The sequence below is a fragment of the Paenibacillus solani genome (assembly GCF_050475945.1).
Taxonomy (GTDB): Bacteria; Bacillota; Bacilli; order Paenibacillales; family Paenibacillaceae; genus Paenibacillus_AQ; species Paenibacillus_AQ solani_A.
In genome coordinates, this window is the sequence record NZ_JBCMXJ010000023.1 from 12849 (window position 1) to 30118 (window position 17270).

General features: G+C 49.3%; 17 protein-coding genes. 16 read left to right on the plus strand and 1 reads right to left on the minus strand.

Features of this window, described 5'->3' with window-relative positions:
* Window positions 1-21: 21 nt before the first annotated feature.
* From clpC to pssA, 4 genes are all read left to right on the plus strand, one after another.
* The gene (gene clpC, locus ABEQ74_RS27045) at window positions 22-2478 is read left to right on the plus strand and encodes an ATP-dependent protease ATP-binding subunit ClpC (RefSeq protein ID WP_430125325.1); all 2457 of its coding nucleotides are present in this window, start codon (window positions 22-24) and stop codon (window positions 2476-2478) included.
* Window positions 2479-2896: 418 nt separating this feature from the next.
* Window positions 2897-4264 carry a DNA repair protein RadA gene (gene radA, locus ABEQ74_RS27050; RefSeq protein ID WP_009594669.1) on the plus strand — a complete coding sequence of 456 codons (1368 nt, stop codon included), beginning with the start codon at window positions 2897-2899 and terminating at the stop codon, window positions 4262-4264.
* 13 nt (window positions 4265-4277) lie between these two features.
* Window positions 4278-5354, plus strand: coding sequence for a DNA integrity scanning diadenylate cyclase DisA (gene disA / locus ABEQ74_RS27055; protein WP_430125326.1), 1077 nt, complete (start codon window positions 4278-4280; stop codon window positions 5352-5354).
* A 48-nt stretch (window positions 5355-5402) separates the two neighbouring features.
* The gene (pssA, locus tag ABEQ74_RS27060) at window positions 5403-6140 is read left to right on the plus strand and encodes a CDP-diacylglycerol--serine O-phosphatidyltransferase (RefSeq protein ID WP_430125365.1); all 738 of its coding nucleotides are present in this window, start codon (window positions 5403-5405) and stop codon (window positions 6138-6140) included.
* 115 nt (window positions 6141-6255) lie between these two features.
* Here the strand turns inward: pssA and ABEQ74_RS27065 are convergent, their stop codons facing one another.
* Entirely contained in the window at window positions 6256-6651 is a 396-nt protein-coding gene (locus ABEQ74_RS27065) for a DUF1573 domain-containing protein (RefSeq protein ID WP_430125327.1), read from the minus strand.
* 318 nt (window positions 6652-6969) lie between these two features.
* On the opposite strand from ABEQ74_RS27065, the gene ABEQ74_RS27070 reads away from it, so the two are divergent.
* From ABEQ74_RS27070 to secE, 12 genes are all read left to right on the plus strand, one after another.
* Window positions 6970-8058: a PIN/TRAM domain-containing protein gene (locus ABEQ74_RS27070; protein WP_430125328.1), complete on the plus strand. Its 1089-nt coding sequence runs from the start codon at window positions 6970-6972 to the stop codon at window positions 8056-8058.
* A 75-nt stretch (window positions 8059-8133) separates the two neighbouring features.
* The gene (gene ispD, locus ABEQ74_RS27075) at window positions 8134-8832 is read left to right on the plus strand and encodes a 2-C-methyl-D-erythritol 4-phosphate cytidylyltransferase (RefSeq protein ID WP_430125329.1); all 699 of its coding nucleotides are present in this window, start codon (window positions 8134-8136) and stop codon (window positions 8830-8832) included.
* Complete coding sequence (gene ispF / locus ABEQ74_RS27080) at window positions 8829-9317, plus strand: 2-C-methyl-D-erythritol 2,4-cyclodiphosphate synthase (protein ID WP_054405480.1); 489 nt, start codon at window positions 8829-8831, stop codon at window positions 9315-9317. The genes ispD and ispF overlap by 4 nt, the downstream gene beginning before the upstream one ends.
* 69 nt (window positions 9318-9386) lie before the next feature.
* Window positions 9387-10850: a glutamate--tRNA ligase gene (gene gltX / locus ABEQ74_RS27085; protein ID WP_430125330.1), complete on the plus strand. Its 1464-nt coding sequence runs from the start codon at window positions 9387-9389 to the stop codon at window positions 10848-10850.
* Window positions 10851-11514: 664 nt separating this feature from the next.
* Entirely contained in the window at window positions 11515-12204 is a 690-nt protein-coding gene (gene cysE / locus ABEQ74_RS27090; protein ID WP_430125366.1) for a serine O-acetyltransferase, read from the plus strand.
* Window positions 12205-12257: 53 nt separating this feature from the next.
* Complete coding sequence (cysS, locus tag ABEQ74_RS27095) at window positions 12258-13664, plus strand: cysteine--tRNA ligase (RefSeq protein WP_430125331.1); 1407 nt, start codon at window positions 12258-12260, stop codon at window positions 13662-13664.
* The gene (locus ABEQ74_RS27100; protein WP_430125332.1) at window positions 13661-14107 is read left to right on the plus strand and encodes a Mini-ribonuclease 3; all 447 of its coding nucleotides are present in this window, start codon (window positions 13661-13663) and stop codon (window positions 14105-14107) included. Before cysS ends, ABEQ74_RS27100 begins: the two co-directional genes overlap by 4 nt.
* 97 nt (window positions 14108-14204) lie before the next feature.
* Window positions 14205-14957, plus strand: coding sequence for a 23S rRNA (guanosine(2251)-2'-O)-methyltransferase RlmB (rlmB, locus tag ABEQ74_RS27105; RefSeq protein ID WP_430125333.1), 753 nt, complete (start codon window positions 14205-14207; stop codon window positions 14955-14957).
* Window positions 14958-14962: 5 nt separating this feature from the next.
* Window positions 14963-15481, plus strand: a complete 519-nt coding sequence (locus ABEQ74_RS27110) for an NYN domain-containing protein (RefSeq protein WP_430125334.1) — start codon at window positions 14963-14965, stop codon at window positions 15479-15481.
* A 205-nt stretch (window positions 15482-15686) separates the two neighbouring features.
* The gene (gene sigH, locus ABEQ74_RS27115) at window positions 15687-16331 is read left to right on the plus strand and encodes an RNA polymerase sporulation sigma factor SigH (RefSeq protein WP_053491280.1); all 645 of its coding nucleotides are present in this window, start codon (window positions 15687-15689) and stop codon (window positions 16329-16331) included.
* A gap of 555 nt (window positions 16332-16886) precedes the next feature.
* Window positions 16887-17036, plus strand: coding sequence for a 50S ribosomal protein L33 (rpmG, locus tag ABEQ74_RS27120; RefSeq protein WP_006212941.1), 150 nt, complete (start codon window positions 16887-16889; stop codon window positions 17034-17036).
* Between the two features lie 24 nt (window positions 17037-17060).
* Window positions 17061-17252, plus strand: a complete 192-nt coding sequence (gene secE / locus ABEQ74_RS27125; RefSeq protein WP_430125335.1) for a preprotein translocase subunit SecE — start codon at window positions 17061-17063, stop codon at window positions 17250-17252.
* Window positions 17253-17270: the final 18 nt, after the last annotated feature.

Below are 17270 nucleotides of genomic sequence, written 5' to 3' on the forward strand. Positions count from 1 at the left end.
GAAACGTGGAGGTGCAATACGATGATGTTTGGCAGATTTACAGAACGTGCACAAAAGGTGCTTGCATTGGCTCAAGAAGAAGCAGTACGTCTGGGGCACAACAATATCGGTACGGAACATATCCTGCTTGGACTTATTCGTGAAGGAGACGGCATTGCAGCCAAAGCGCTGATCGGTCTTGGACTCGGTCTTGAGAAGATTCAAGATGAAGTGGAAACATTGATTGGACGCGGGCAGGAGCAGCCAACCAATATTGCTTATACGCCTAGAGCCAAAAAAGTAATTGAGCTTTCCATGGATGAAGCTCGCAAGCTTGGCCATACCTATGTCGGCACAGAGCATATTTTGCTGGGGCTGATTCGCGAGGGTGAAGGGGTTGCGGCACGCGTGCTGAACAACCTGGGCATCAGCCTGAACAAAGCCCGTCAGCAAGTGCTGCAGCTGCTTGGAAGCAGTGAGGCGGTATCCAGTCATCATGGCACACCGCAGAATGTAAGCACGCCTACATTGGATAGTCTAGCCCGTGACCTCACGGCAAGCGCCAAGGAAGGCAACCTGGATCCAGTTATTGGCCGGGGCAAAGAGATTGAGCGCGTAATTCAGGTGCTGAGCCGCCGTACGAAGAACAACCCGGTATTGATTGGTGAACCCGGTGTTGGTAAGACAGCAGTTGCTGAAGGGTTAGCTCAGCGCATCATTAATAATGAAATTCCGGAGACTCTGCGCGATAAACGAGTCATGACGCTGGATATGGGCTCCGTAGTTGCAGGAACCAAATACCGCGGCGAGTTTGAAGATCGTCTCAAAAAAATCATGGATGAGATCCGCCAAGCGGGCAACATCATTCTATTCATTGACGAGCTGCATACGTTGATCGGTGCAGGAGGTGCGGAAGGAGCGATTGACGCTTCAAACATCCTTAAGCCTTCATTGGCACGTGGGGAGCTTCAGTGCATAGGGGCAACCACATTGGACGAATACCGCAAATATATCGAGAAGGATGCCGCGCTGGAGCGCCGGTTCCAACCGATTACGGTCGATCAGCCGTCACCGGAAGAAGCTATTCAAATTCTGTATGGACTGCGTGATCGTTACGAAGCCCATCACCGTGTAAAAATTACAGACGAAGCGATCGAGCAGGCCGTACGATTGTCCGACCGTTACATTACCGACCGTTTCCTGCCGGATAAAGCGATTGACCTGATTGATGAGGCGGGTTCGAAAGTTCGTCTTCATACGTATACCATACCGCCAAATCTGAAAGATCAGGAAGCTCATCTGGAAGACATCCGCAAAGAGAAAGATGCAGCAGTTCAAAGTCAGGAATTTGAGAAGGCTGCCGCTCTGCGTGATACGGAGCAGAAGCTGCGTGAAGAACTCGAAGTCACCAAGAATCAGTGGAAAGAAAAACAAGGCCGCACCGATTCCGAGGTAACGCCAGAGGATATCGCCGACGTGGTAGCAAACTGGACGGGAATCCCGGTCAACAAATTGAAAGAAGAAGAGACTGAGCGTCTTCTCAATTTGGAAGAAATTCTGCACAGCCGTGTGATTGGTCAAGAAGAAGCGGTTAAAGCAGTCAGCCGGGCCGTTCGCCGGGCACGTGCAGGACTGAAAGATCCGAAGCGTCCAATGGGCTCCTTCATCTTCCTCGGCCCTACTGGAGTAGGTAAAACCGAACTGGCACGTGCGCTTGCTGAGGCGATGTTCGGCGATGAGAACGCCGTTGTACGGATCGATATGTCCGAGTACATGGAGAAGCATTCCACATCCCGCCTTGTTGGAGCGCCTCCAGGATATGTCGGCTATGAAGAAGGCGGCCAATTGACCGAGAAGGTACGCCGCAAGCCGTATTCCGTTGTTCTCCTCGATGAAATCGAGAAGGCGCATCCTGAGGTATTCAATATCTTGCTTCAAGTGCTGGAAGACGGACGTCTGACTGACTCGAAGGGTCGTGTGGTTGATTTCCGTAACACCCTGATCATCCTCACTTCCAACGTAGGTGCGGAAGCGATCAAGAAGAACTCTACGCTTGGCTTCACAGCCGTGACGGATGCAGGACGCGATTATAACAACATGAAGGGTAAAGTAATGGATGAGCTCAAGAAGAGCTTCCGTCCAGAGTTCCTGAACCGGATTGATGAGATCATCGTGTTCCACTCTCTGGAAGAGAAACACATTGCCGAGATTGTGACCCTCATGTCCGACGAGCTGCGCAAGCGTCTGAGAGATTTCGAAGTGCATTTCGAACTCACAGACAAGGCGAAGGCCTTTATAGCGAAGGAAGGCTACGATCCTGCTTTCGGTGCTCGTCCTCTGCGCCGGGCTATCCAGAAGCACATCGAGGATCGTCTCTCCGAAGAGCTCTTGAAAGGCAACGTAACCAAAGGAGACTCGCTCATCATCGATGAAGAGAACGGCGAGCTCGTTGTAAACAAGAACGAAAAGGCCCACACCGCTTCCACCGAAACGGAATAAGAGCACTTCAACCCCTGCTGGAAATCAATCCAGCAGGGGTTTTTGATTTGACGGGGGGAAGCGGCATGAAAGCGGATCTCTTTTATGAAGAGGAAGGAATCTTTCTGAAGAAGCGACAGCGTTCGCCTTTAAAACCGGAAACCACCATGGTTTCAATTCCAGTTTCCTGGTTTTAACAGCGATCGTAAGAATGATCCGGCAGCGAAGTGGAGATCGTTTTCCATACGCTAATAATCAATAATAATATTGTCGATATACCCCGGATCCTTCAAATTTGAAGTAAATATCCCTGCTTTCGCGTAAAGTTCCCAATTATCCTTTACGCCCAATTATAAGAAATGGTAAACTTTGAGTAATGCCTGAATTTGCAGGGTTTTACGAAATCCGACAAAGGATGTGCGACATAAAGGAGACTTACATGGCAAAAACTAAAACGAAATTTTTCTGTACCGAATGTGGTTATGAAGCACCCAAATGGTTCGGAAAATGCCCCGGCTGCCAATCATGGAATTCCATGGTGGAAGAAACCGAAACGGTAATCAAGACGCAGGGGATGAACTCCCCTCTTTTTCATAGTAAAGAAAAACCCCTTTCCATCATAAATATAGAAAGCGGCAAAGAACCCAGAATCCAGACAGGCATAGCGGAACTGAACCGTGTGCTCGGGGGCGGACTTGTCCCGGGCTCGCTTGTGTTAGTAGGCGGCGACCCCGGTATCGGCAAATCCACACTGCTGCTGCAAGCCTCTAATCGCCTGGCCCAAAATGGCATACGTGTTCTGTACATTTCCGGTGAGGAATCCGTACGCCAGACCAAGCTGCGTGCAGACCGGCTAGGGGCGTTGTCTCCGGAGCTGTTTGTCCTCTGTGAAACCAATCTGGAATCGATCGAGGAAGCCATTGAGAACGTACAGCCCGGCTTCGTTGTCATTGACTCTATCCAGACGGTGTATTTGCCAGAGGTAACGAGTGCGCCGGGCAGCGTTTCCCAAGTGAGGGAGTGTACTGCCCGCTTCATGCGGCTGGCAAAAGTGAAGGGCATTGCTACCGTCCTGGTTGGTCATGTGACCAAGGAAGGTGCGATTGCAGGACCTAGGATGCTGGAGCACATGGTGGACTGTGTGCTTTATTTTGAAGGAGAGCGTCATCATACGTACCGCTTGCTTCGGGCGGTGAAGAACCGTTTCGGTTCAACGAATGAGATCGGCATTTTTGAGATGGGTGAGGATGGGCTTCGCGAAGTCGGGAATCCATCGGAACTGTTTTTATCCGAACGGCCTTTAGGCGTAGCAGGTTCGACGGTTGTTGCGAGCATGGAGGGAACCCGCCCGGTTCTTGTCGAACTGCAGGCTCTTATCTCCACTACCCATTTTCCGTCTCCGCGGCGGATGGGCACAGGCGTGGATCATCATCGAATGAATCTGATTATTGCCGTGCTGGAGAAACGGATGGGCATGTACCTGCAGACGCAGGACGCTTATCTGAATGTTGCGGGAGGCGTGAAGCTTGATGAACCAGCCGTGGATCTGGCCATAGCGGTAAGTATTGCATCCAGCTTCCGTGACATTCCAACGAAGCCCTACGATGTTATATTTGGCGAGGTAGGCCTGACCGGCGAGGTACGTGCTGTATCTCGAGCCGAACAAAGAGTAAGGGAAGCGGAGAAGTTGGGCTTTAAGCGTGTGCTCATGCCGGAGAAGAGCTTGAAAGGATGGAAGCATCCGAAAGGAATCCAAATTATAGGAGTAAATACTGTTGCAGATGCATTAGCGGTTGCGTTAGATTAGGGGGCATATGAAGGTGAAAGAAACGAGCCAACTGGACAAAATGAATGATTTGCTAAAGCTGGTAGCACCGGGAACGCCGTTTCGCGACGGACTGGAGAACGTGCTGCGGGCAAAGACCGGGGCCCTGATTGTTGTGGGGTATAGCCCGGAGGTAATGGAAGTGGTTGACGGCGGCTTCTCCATTAACTGCGATTTTTCGCCAAACTATTTATACGAGCTGGCTAAGATGGACGGCGCGATTATTTTAAGTGAAGACTTGAAACGGATTCTATATGCGAATACTCAGCTCATTCCGGATTCCTCGATTTCCTCCATCGAGACAGGAATAAGACACAGAACGGCGGAACGCGTGGCGAAGCAGACAGGTAAACTGGTCGTGTCCATTTCGCAGCGTCGGAATATTATTACGCTGTACCAAGGAGCGCTTCGTTATTCATTGAAGGAGATCGGCGTCATCTTAACAAAAGCCAATCAGGCTATACAGACTTTGGAGCGATACCGGGTGGTGCTTAACCAGTCGCTTACCAATCTCTCCGCTTCCGAATTTGAAGAGCTGGTTACCATTCCGGAAGTCGTCAATGTGATCCAACGAGTGGAGATGGTGCTCCGCATCAAGAAAGAGATCAAGCGCTACATTAACGAGCTTGGCAACGAAGGCCGTTTGATCAGCATGCAAATGGATGAGCTCGTAAGCAATATAGAGGAAGAGGCTTGGCTGCTGTATGCAGACTATGCAAGGGAGTACAGCGAAGAGAAGGTCCGGGAGATCATACAGTCACTGAAACGTTCAACCGATGAGGAATTGCTGGATATTCACCATATTGTAAGGCTGCTCGGTTATCCGGCCTCCGCTGCTGCTTCAGAGGAGGAAATCCTGCCGCGAGGTTACCGTATCCTGAACAAAATCCCTCGCTTGCCGAATGTAATTATTCGTAATCTGGTAGACCAGTTCCAGGATTTGTCCAGCATTATGGCCGCTTCGATCCTCGAGCTTGATGAAGTGGACGGGATTGGCGAAGTACGTGCGCGCACCATTAAAGAAGGTCTAAAACGATTGCAGGAACAAGTTTTCATTGACAGACAAATCTAAAAGGCCTACAATCGATGATCGAAGTGCACATTTAACGAGGTGAATATAATAATGACGAAATCAATTCCGAACATGTTTACGCTAGGTAATCTGTTTCTCGGAATGGTGGGTATCATCTTAGCGACGGAAGGTCGAACGAGTATGGCTGCTATTATGATTATCGTTGCCATGCTTCTTGACGGATTGGATGGCCGGGTAGCCCGGGCATTGAATGCTCAAAGCGAACTCGGTAAGGAACTTGATTCATTATCCGATGTGATCTCCTTTGGTGTAGCTCCGGCACTCATTATGTATACCGTAGCGTTTACGGATATCAATACTGCACTGGCTTGGACGGTGACCGCTATATTTCCGATGTGCGGTGCATTGCGGCTTGCCAGATTTAATGTTCGTCCGGGCATACCGGGATATTTTATTGGATTGCCGATCCCCGCAGCGGGAGGCGTGCTTGCAACCTTGGCGTTATTCCATGAAGAGATTACCGCTCCTTATATGATTTTTGCTGTATTACTTTTATCTTATCTCATGGTTAGCGCGGTGAAGTACCCTAACTTTAAGAAGATTGGCATTCCGAAAACCGCAATTAAATTTACCCCGATCGTCATTATTGGGGCAGTCATGGTTGCCGTGTTCTTTCCGGAGCAGACCTCCAAGCTGATTTTTGTTCCGCTGGTACTTTACGCAGGCTATGGCTTGAAGCAGAATTTCCGCAGACTTTCCCGCAAAAAACGACGGAAAAAAGATGACCACAACTCTGACGAGGCTTACTCCTCCTCAGACCGTTAACGCATATACCCAAAATAAAAAGCATTTATTTCCCTGCTTAAGCAGCGAGATAAATGCTTTTTTTTGTATGCATGGAATACCTGACGGTTAAAACCGTTTGAACATAAAAGCGGGTCTATGACAGGTTAAAAAGCCCTAATGTCGAACACTTCTGCGACTCCTTAACAATGACTTCATCCAGTTGAATGTCCAGAAGATTTGCAAGGGCAGACATATAGAATATGCTGCGGCCAAGCTCAGCGCTTACCGCCTCACGGCAATTTTCGCATAGATGGCCTTCGACGTGGGTGCCAGCCAGTTCTCGGGCTGACTCGAGATTAGCGTCGATATCGAAGGCTTGCTTCGTGGCGTGGAGCTCGATGCATCCGCACTCTGTGATGGCCTTGGTAACGGCCCGGTTGACTGAGGCATTGGTTTGACCATTTTTTGACAGAACATCCAAGAGACTGCGGTGACGGAGCAACAACTCGGAAACTTGATCCTGAAAAGCCTGTAGACTAGGAGCGCTCATTTATACATCCACCTCGATATTATGAATTGAGTTCATTATATTCCACTCCTTCGGACGATTTCAACCAATATCAGGCAACCAAGTACGGTAGATCGCATGGATTAAGCTGGCTTCCGCACACGGTAAAGCCTAATGGGGATAGGTAAATTTGAGAGATAAGGCAAATAAAACTCCTCAAGAAAAATCTTTGTTGCCATAGAGTTCCATTCATAATTTCAAAAAAAGATGGTACGGCACGATTATGACTTTATAAATTGGACCATACTGGAAAATAGAAGCAAAACTAAATAGGTGCAAAAAGGAGGTGTGCGGAAGCTCATGTTAAAAAAAGCTATCTTAGCATTTACAGTATTATGCGGTGCATGGGGCGGGTATACGTTATATCATACATTGGAACGGTCTTTCTCAGGGCTCTCGCCTATGTTTGGACAGGGGATTTTTGCGGCGGGGGCTGGAGCCTTCGCGGTGCTTGGAGGATTACTGTTTGGTATGATCGGGGTATTGTTCTCGGATCGGGTAGGGAGATGGCTGCACAGTCTGATCTCTTCGTTCTCAGGAATTCCAATGAATGAGCTGGCTGCAGGAACAGCGGGACTGCTGTGTGGTCTTCTGTTGTCATTACTGCTGTCACCGGGCTTGACCTTGCTCGGACAAGCGGGGCAGCTGCTGCAGGTGGGGATTACGCTCCTCGGGGGGTATATCGGATTTCATATTGGCCTGGAGAAGAAGGATGAATTGGCATCTCTCTGGATGTCCGGCAAATGGAGTCAGACCACGGAACCGGAAGGTCGGCGTGTTGAGGAGCACAAGATTTTGGATACGAGCGTCATCATTGACGGGAGAATTGCGGATATTTGCAAAACGGGATTTATCGAAGGCACGATTGTCATTCCCGAGTTCGTACTGGAGGAACTCCAGCATATTGCGGATTCTTCGGATCTGCTGAAGCGAAATCGTGGCCGACGTGGTCTTGATATCTTGAATAAAATCCAGAAAGAACTTGATGTCAAGGTGCTTATTTATGAAGGTGACTTTGAGGAAATATCCGAAGTTGACAGCAAGCTGGTGAAGCTGGCCAAAGTGCTGCAGGGCAAAGTTGTGACCAATGATTTCAACCTGAACAAGGTTTGCGAGCTGCAGGGTGTGTCGGTACTGAACATTAATGATCTGGCCAATGCAGTCAAACCGGTGGTTCTGCCAGGGGAAGAAATTCTGGTGCAGATCATCAAGGACGGCAAGGAGCACGGGCAAGGCGTAGCTTATTTGGATGACGGCACGATGATCGTTGTGGAGGGCGGACGCGAGTATATCGGTACGATGATGGAAGTACTCGTGACCAGCGTATTGCAAACCTCGGCCGGCCGGATGATCTTTGCCAAACCAAAACTGTTGGAAAAAGCCCAGTAAACGGAGTATGATGGGGATATACATATCCGTTTTCCGCTGATGCGGCGTGAAGGGTGAGGACAGGAGTTTGGTATAATGATGGGTAACTTCGGCGCTGTTATTGTAGCAGCGGGCAAGGGGACGAGGATGGGCACCCGGGAGAGTAAGCAATACTTGGCTCTGGAAGGCAAACCCATCATTGTTCATACGCTTGAAGTGTTCAGCCAGATCCCATGGCTGCAGGAGATTGTGCTTGTAACGGGAAGAGAGGATGTCCCGCGCTGCCAAACCTGGATTCAGGATTATAGATTGGACAAGGTGTCCGCTGTCATTCCTGGCGGGAGTGAGCGACAGCAGTCTGTATATGAAGGCATTAAGCAACTCTCTTCGGAATGGGTAATGATACATGACGGCGTTAGACCGTTTGTAACGCATGAAGAAATTGAATCCTGCCGCGATGCGGCCATCCGCGAAGGTGCCTCTGTGCTGGGGGTTCCTGTGAAGGATACGATTAAGCAGGTGAACGGTAAGGGGCAGATTATAGGGACCCCGGACCGTCAAAGTCTGTGGGCCGTTCAGACCCCACAGGCTTTTCGTCTTTCCGACTTGCGATCTGCTCATGAGAGCGCAGTGCAGGATGGGTTCACAGGCACCGATGATGCTATGCTTATGGAGCGTGCAGGGTATCCGGTAACGGTGGTAGAGGGGAAATACAGCAATATTAAGATCACCACGCCGGAGGATTTGGAATATGCGGCTTTTTTACAGAAACGTAAGGGAGAGGACTTGGAATGATTCGAGTAGGACAAGGGTTTGACGTACATCAGCTCGTGGAGGGAAGGCCCTGCATTATCGGCGGCGTGACGATTCCGTATGAAAAAGGATTGGTTGGGCACTCTGACGCAGACGTGCTGCTGCACGCTGTAACCGATGCGATCCTGGGGGCGCTTGGGCTTGGCGATATTGGACGCCATTTTCCAGACAATGATCCGGCCTATAAAGACGCAGACAGCTTGAAACTTTTGGAACAAGTATGGGTCATGGCGAAGGAACGCGGGTATACACTTGGTAATATCGATTCTACGATTATTGCACAGAAACCGAAGATGGCACCCTATATTCCGCAAATGGCAGAAGTGATCGCCAAGGCGCTTGATGCTACAGTGGAACAGGTGAATGTAAAGGCAACGACTACCGAGCAGCTTGGGTTCACCGGCAGGGGTGAAGGCATCGCCGCACAGTCGGTTGTCTGCCTCGTAAAAGGTATGCTATCATCTTAAAGCATGTATTCAGGAAGGGAATTTCTGATAAACTGAAAACTCGAAAGAATAGAGAGCGGAGGGGTTACAATGACCGAAGAAGTCCGCGTGCGCTATGCACCGAGTCCAACGGGACATTTACATATCGGTAATGCTAGAACGGCATTATTTAATTATTTATTCGCACGAAAGCATAACGGCAAGTTGATTATCCGCATTGAGGATACCGACGTAAAGCGCAATGTTGAAGGCGGCGAGCAGAGCCAGCTGAAATACTTGAAGTGGCTGGGTATGGATTGGGATGAAAGCGTGGATGTCGGCGGCGAATATGGACCTTATCGCCAGACTGAACGACTTGATATTTATAAAGAATATTGGCAGGATCTGCTGGATCGGGGCCTTGCTTACCGTTGTTATTGCACCGAGCAGGAGCTGGAGCAGGAGCGGGAAGAGCAGATGTCTCGTGGCGAAACGCCGCGTTATTCCGGCAAGCACCGCGATCTGACGGACGAGCAGCGCAGCGCATTTGAAGCCGAAGGTCGTGTGGCGAGCATTCGTTTCCGCGTACCGGAAGAGCGTACCTACACATTCGATGATATGGTGAAGGGCACCATTAGCTTTAACAGCAAAGAGACCGGCGACTTCGTTATTGTCAAAAAAGACGGCATTCCTACCTATAATTTCGCTGTAGCGTTGGATGATCATCTGATGAAAATCAGCCATGTGCTTCGCGGAGAGGATCATATCTCCAACACGCCGCGCCAGCTGATGATTTATGAAGCTTTCGGATGGGAGCCGCCTAAATTTGGGCATATGACCCTGATCGTAGGTGATGATCACAAGAAACTGAGTAAGCGGAACGAGTCGATCATTCAGTTCATTGAGCAGTATGATCAGCTTGGCTATCTGCCTGAAGCGTTGTTCAACTTCATCGCTCTGCTTGGCTGGTCTCCGGAAGGGGAAGAGGAAGTATTCTCCAAGGAGCAGTTAATCTCGATCTTTGATGAGCATCGCCTATCGAAGAGCCCGGCTGTATTTGATACGAATAAGCTGGCTCATCTGAACAATACGTATATCAAGAATGCCGATCCGGATCGCATTGCCGATCTAGCCATTCCGCATTTGCAGAAAGCCACCCGTTTGCCAGCCGAGCTGACGGCAGAACAAGAAGAATGGGCGCGCGCACTCGTAGCGCTGTATCAAGAGCAGATGACGGCGGCTTCGGATATCGTGGATCTGTCCGATGTGTTCTTCCGTACTCATCTGGAGCTGGACGCTGAAGGGATTGAAGTGATGAGCGGTGAGCAGGTGCCAGCCGTATTGTCCGCATTCCTTGCGAAGATTGAACAGTCCGATGAGTTTAACGTACAGAAGATTGCTGCTATGATCAAGGAAGTGCAGAAGGAGACCGGATTTAAGGGGAAACAGCTCTTCATGCCGATCCGTGTGGCCTTAACGGGTCAAACTCATGGACGCGATCTCAATCAAACGATCTGGCTGCTGGGCAAGGGGCGCGTGCTTGACCGTCTGCGTTCGCAGATTAAAGGAGCATAAACCCAAGCAGACGCAACCCTTGATAAACGTGCCTTGTCAGTCTGTATAACATCAGTTATAATTACTCCAAACTATAAGTCGAATATTCTTTGATCTAGGGTTTTAGGATTATAAGCCCAGCGGAGGAGGCGGAATCGTTCTGGAGAAGCGAAGCGTTCGCCTTTGTCTTCCGATTTCAACCTATGTAAAATATAGTTAAAGAAATTCGGAAGACAACAGCGATCGGAAGAAGGATCCGCAAACGTAGCGGTCATTAATCACTGGCCTAGATCAACAAATATAAAACATATAAAAGCTACGATCAGGAGAAGTACGCGTAAAACAGGCACGTTCCAGAGAGGACAATCGGCAGAAGACAAGGACCACCTTGAATTTGCCGGCTGAGAATTGTCCCGTCGCCTGCAGCGGAAATGCACCTGTGAGCTGCATGGTTGAAGCGAACAATATCGTTAGATCATGCCGGTCGTCTGCCGTTAATGACATGAAGAGAATCGGTAGAATCCGTCCCTCACCAAGGGAGGAGACTTGTACCGGTTCTAAGCAGAGTGGAACCGCGGTCAAGCGCCTCTGCAGCGATAAGCTGCAGGGGCGTTTTTTATTTATAGGAATAACGATGGACAGCAAATGGCATGCGCGATTGGAAGAGGGGAAAGAGGGAGCGTTCATGTTTAAACAGATGAAATCGGATATTCGGACAGTGTTCGAGAATGACCCGGCTGCCCGGGGACTTTTCGAAGTGGTATTCACCTACTCGGGGCTTCACGCATTATGGGCGCATCGGGTAGCTCATGCATTATTTAAGCGGCGATGGTATACGCTCGCCCGGATCATATCTCAGATCAGCCGGTTTATGACGGGGATCGAGATTCACCCGGGAGCCCGTATCGGAGATCGTTTGTTTATTGACCATGGCATGGGAGTTGTCATTGGAGAGACCTGCGAAATCGGAGATGACGTAGTGATTTACCAGGGAGTTACGCTCGGCGGAACAGGCAAGGAAAAGGGGAAGCGGCATCCGACCATTGGCAACAACGTGGTCATCGGTTCCGGGGCCAAAGTGCTAGGTTCGTTCACGATTGGGGATAACTCTAATATTGGGTCCAATGCCGTTGTTCTAAGGCCTGTTCCCCCGAACAGCACCGTTGTCGGCAACCCAGGGAAGATCGTGAAACAGAACGGGGAGCGGGTACGCGACCGGCTGGATCACACGAACCTGCCTGATCCGATCGTCGATACCCTGCGCTCCATGCAGAAGGAGATCGATCAGCTGCGTGCAGAGCTTCATGAGAATAAACACGATCAGCAGCAGGCAAGAGTTTCGGGGGCGGCTGTATCTACAGCTAAAGAGGAATAGTAAGCCTTTTATACAAACAATTAAGCGGAGCGAAAGGATTGAGATGATACAATATGGCACTGCAAATCTATAACACACTAACCCGTATGAAGGAAACGTTTATCCCTCAGGAACCTGGGAAAGTAAAGATCTATGTATGCGGTCCTACGGTTTACGATTATATCCATATTGGAAATGCCCGGCCGATGATCTTCTTCGACGTGGTTCGAGCTTATTTTGAGAATCAGGGTAATGATGTGAATTATGTAGTCAACTTTACTGACGTGGATGACAAAATGATTCGCAAAGCCGAGCAGACCGGCACGACAGTTCCCGAAGTGGCAGATAAGTTTATTGGCGCTTATTACGAAGATCTGGATGGCCTTGGAATTCCAAGAGCTACGTTGAATCCACGGGTGACGGACAATATGGAGAGCATTATTGAGTTCATCCAGGAGCTTATAGATCGTGACTTTGCGTATGAGAATGGGGGAGACGTGTTCTACCGGACACGCAAGTTTGATGATTATGGCAAGCTGTCTCAGCAAAACCTGGATGAGCTGCAATTCGGTATTCGGATCGAGGTCGATAAGCGGAAAGAGAGCCCGGAGGATTTTGTTCTTTGGAAAGCGGCGAAGCCAGGGGAGATTTCCTGGAGCAGCCCGTGGGGGGATGGCCGTCCAGGCTGGCATATTGAGTGCTCCGCTATGGCGCGCCGCTATCTTGGGGATACGCTGGATATTCACGGTGGCGGTCAGGATTTGCAGTTCCCGCATCATGAATGTGAGGTTGCTCAATCTGAGGCATTGACAGGTAAACCGCTTGCGAATTATTGGATGCATAATGGATATATCCGTATTAATAACGAGAAAATGTCGAAATCGCTAGGCAATGGTGTATTGGTTAAGGAACTTCGTGAACAATATACGAAAGAAGCTGTACGCTACTTTATGTTGTCCACCCACTACCGCAACCCGCTGAATTACAGCGATGAGGTGATGGATCAAGCACAGAAGAGTGTGGAGCGTCTGGCGAATGCGGCAGCGAATATCGATTATCGATTGAATACGGCAATCGGCTCCAAGGAAGATCAGGTGAGCCCGCAGGTTGCGGAGAAAATATCAGCTGTACTGGCGGAATTCCACCAGAAGATGCAGGATGATTTCAATACGCCGGATGCCATTACCGCGATGTTCCAATGGGCCAGTGAGGCCAACCAGCTGCTGAAGGAAGCTTCGATTCCTGCCGCTGATCTTCATGAAATGCTGCGTGCTTTCCATGAAATGAACGGCGTGCTGCGCATCGTAAATACAGGCGCGGAAGAGCTTCTGGACGAGGAGATTGAAGCGCTCATCGCCGAACGTATCGAAGCTCGGAAGAACAAGAATTGGGCCAGAGCGGATGAAATTCGCGACAAGCTGGCGGACGAAGGCATCGTACTCGAGGATACAGCGCAAGGCATGCGCTGGCGGCGCAAATGAGCGGCGGGTTGGAGCACCATGATCCCGCAGTAGGCTGGTTTGACTTTCCGCCATCGAAGCCGGCCAGATTAATCCCGCCCATCGTGCTTGCCTACATCGGGGATGCTATCTATGAGGTGGCGGTTCGCCAGTTTTTGATATCAAAAGCCAATCTTCGCCCCCATCACTTGCACCGTACAGCAACGGGGTATGTGTCAGCGAAGGCGCAGAGCCGAATATTGGCTTTTTTGGAGCCAGAACTGACAGAGGAAGAGCGCGATATTGTGCGTCAGGGACGTAATGCCAAGTCAGGCAGTATCCCGAAAAATGCCGACGTGCTCGAATATCGGCATGCAACGGCATTTGAAACGCTGGTTGGATATTTATATTACACAGGGGAGCAGGATCGGCTCCGTGATCTGATTGGAAAGAGCATTATGTTTATTGAGGAGTCTGCACAATAGACCGCGGGAAAGAATAGCACCAACATTGAAACAATACAGCCGATATCCTCAGGTTACAAGATGGGGATGACCGGCTGATATGCAGGAGGAAACCGACATGATGCAAGAAGAGGAAATAGTAGCAGGTAAGCACTCCGTAACGGAAGCGCTGAAATCAGGACGTACGATCAACAAAATATGGATTGCCGAAAATGCGCAAAAACACCTGACCCTGCCGATCATCGCCGAAGCGAAGAAATTGGGCATCGTCATTCAGCATGTGGACAAACGCAAGCTGGATCAAATGGTTCCGGGCGTTCAGCATCAAGGCGTGGTTGCCCAAGCGGCACCCTATGCTTATGTGGAAGTAGATGATTTGCTGAAGATCGCGGAAGAAAAAGGAGAGCCGCCTTTCTTGCTGCTTCTTGACGAGATTGAGGATCCGCATAATTTGGGTTCGATTCTCCGTACAGCAGACTGCACGGGAGCTCACGGCGTCATACTGCCTAAGCGCAGATCCGCACAAGTAACGGCAACGGTGTCCAAAACGTCCGCCGGTGCAGTAGAGTATGTGCCTGTAGCCAGAGTGACCAATTTAGGCCAAACCATCGACCAGCTGAAGGAAATGGGCGTGTGGGTAGTAGGAACCGTCGTTGACGCCGTTCAGGAGCTATATGACACCGAAGTTTTTGACGGCCCGGTTGCTATCGTCATCGGTAATGAGAATAAAGGGATGGGACGATTGATCCGCGAGAAATGCGATGTGCTTGTGAAGCTGCCGATGGCCGGACAGATCAACTCGCTTAATGCCTCGGTTGCTGCTGGAGTCGTGATGTATGAAGTGCTTCGCCGTCGCCGCCTTCAAGGTTAGCGATGATGGCCGATTGGCGGGATGTGCTGCTGGTCGACGGTTATAACATGATCGGCGGCTGGCCATTTCTTGCGAAGCTCGCCAATAGCAGCATGCATGAAGCGCGGGACGTGCTGCTTGAAAAGTTAGCGGATTACCAAGCGTTTTCAGGCCTTCGAGTCGTGGTGATTTTTGATGCCTACCGGGTTCCTGGATTGGGAAGATCCTATACGCAGGGCAAGGTGCAGGTATTCTTCACGAAAGAGAAGGAGACAGCTGACGAGTGCATTGAACGGCTAGTTGGAGAGTTCAGCCATCGCCGGCGAAAAATCTATGTGGCGACTAGTGATTTGATTGAGCAGCATGTGATTTTTGCGCGTGGAGCACTCCGGCTATCCGCCCGAGAATTGCTCAATGAAGTAGAGCAGAGCGAGCGTGAAGTGAAGCAGAAGATAACGAAAGAGCAGACCAAGAGCAGAAATACACTGGACGGGAAGCTCCCACCGGATGTGAGGCAGATGTTCGAGCGTTGGCGGAGGGAGTAGCCCTGTTCGGATACAATAGGGTCGTATAGCCGGCTCATCGAAAAAATGAAACTGTATGTGAATCTATGAAACGATTTACAGTAAATGTTATTATCGGCCTATTTTAGGTAGAACATGGTTGACGGTCTAGTAGACATCATATATACTTGTCATATATTTCAAGCGAGTGACGGGCTACCGTGCGTTCCGGGCCGGAGGGATTCTATTGAGTGTGGACCTCAAGGAAGTCATGTTGTCAGGGTATGATGTGATAAGCGATGAAGACATTGTCGAGGCGGTCCGTGAGGGTGACAGCGGAGCGTTGGAGTATTTAATCAATAAATACCGGAATTTTGTACGTGCTAAAGCCCGTTCTTATTTTTTGATTGGTGCTGACCGGGAGGATATTGTCCAGGAAGGCATGATTGGGCTGTACAAGGCAATTCGTGATTTTAAAGGGGATAAGCTGTCCTCGTTTAAGGCTTTTGCCGAACTCTGCATTACCAGGCAGATTATTACGGCAATCAAGACCGCTACGAGACAGAAGCATATTCCGCTCAATTCGTATGTCTCTTTGGACAAGCCGATTTATGATGAGGATTCCGATCGCACGCTGCTGGACGTTATATGCGGCACAACGGTAAGCGATCCGGAGGAACTGATCATCAACCAAGAGGAGTTCGTCGGCCTGGAAGATAAGATGTCCGAGATCTTGAGTGATCTGGAACGGAAAGTCCTGATGCTATATTTGGACGGACGATCCTACCAGGAGATTGCGGTAGATTTAAGACGTCATGTGAAATCAATTGACAACGCTCTCCAGCGTGTAAAGCGTAAGCTTGAACGTTATTTGGAGGTCAGGGATAACTAGAAGTGAATGTCGGATAATTAGCAGAAGGCTCAACAGAGCCTTTTTTTAATTGCTGAGTAGGAAGTTGGTTGAGGCTGGATCTTCCGTCGGCTTTACTTTCAGCATTTGTAATTGCGAGATATGATGTAGTAATGGCCAATGATGTCCTTTCTGCAAAATGGTATTCCTATGTGTTTCATCTGTCAGAAGATTGAACATACTGGATATAGGAATAAATGCAATGCAGGATGGACAAAGACTGTGATACGCCACAGTTTTTTACAGTGGTATGTTTACAATAACCGAGGATGTACGCCTTGGTTCAGCTTGCAATGGCATTTATTGCAGTCCGCATTCAGAGAGAAAAAGGCTTGAAATGGCGCTATCCTTGTGATAAAGTGTTTTAGGTAGGCCTAAATTCGCGTGTTTTATGGATGGATCGTTGTTACAGCTTTTGGAACAACGGTTTTATTCATCTCGCAGAAATAACTAAGTTTCGATGAGAGCGAAGTTATTTCTACTAGGATTAATATCGGTTCTTCTGATGAAGAAGGACGTCTTCGGGAGGTGCACATCATGCGGGTAATTATCACTTTGGCTTGTACAAGCTGCAAACAAAGAAACTACACAACCACCAAAAACAAGCGAAATCACCCCGACCGCATGGAGATGAAGAAATTTTGCAAGTTCTGTAACGAGCAAACTCCTCATCGCGAAACCAGATAGTTTTCTTTTGGAGGTGTAGTCGGCGTGAAACGTAGTTTCAAGTCTCTGTTTTCCTTTTTCTCTGAAAGCTGGGCGGAACTTAAAAAAGTTCGCTGGCCCAATCGTAAAGAACTGACGAACTATACTCTCATTGTTCTCGGCACCATTGTGTTTGTCACGATTTATTTTTGGGTTGTAGACATCGGTATTTCCGCTGTGATCGAAGCGATAATTTAGAAGGGTCCCAGGTGGCTT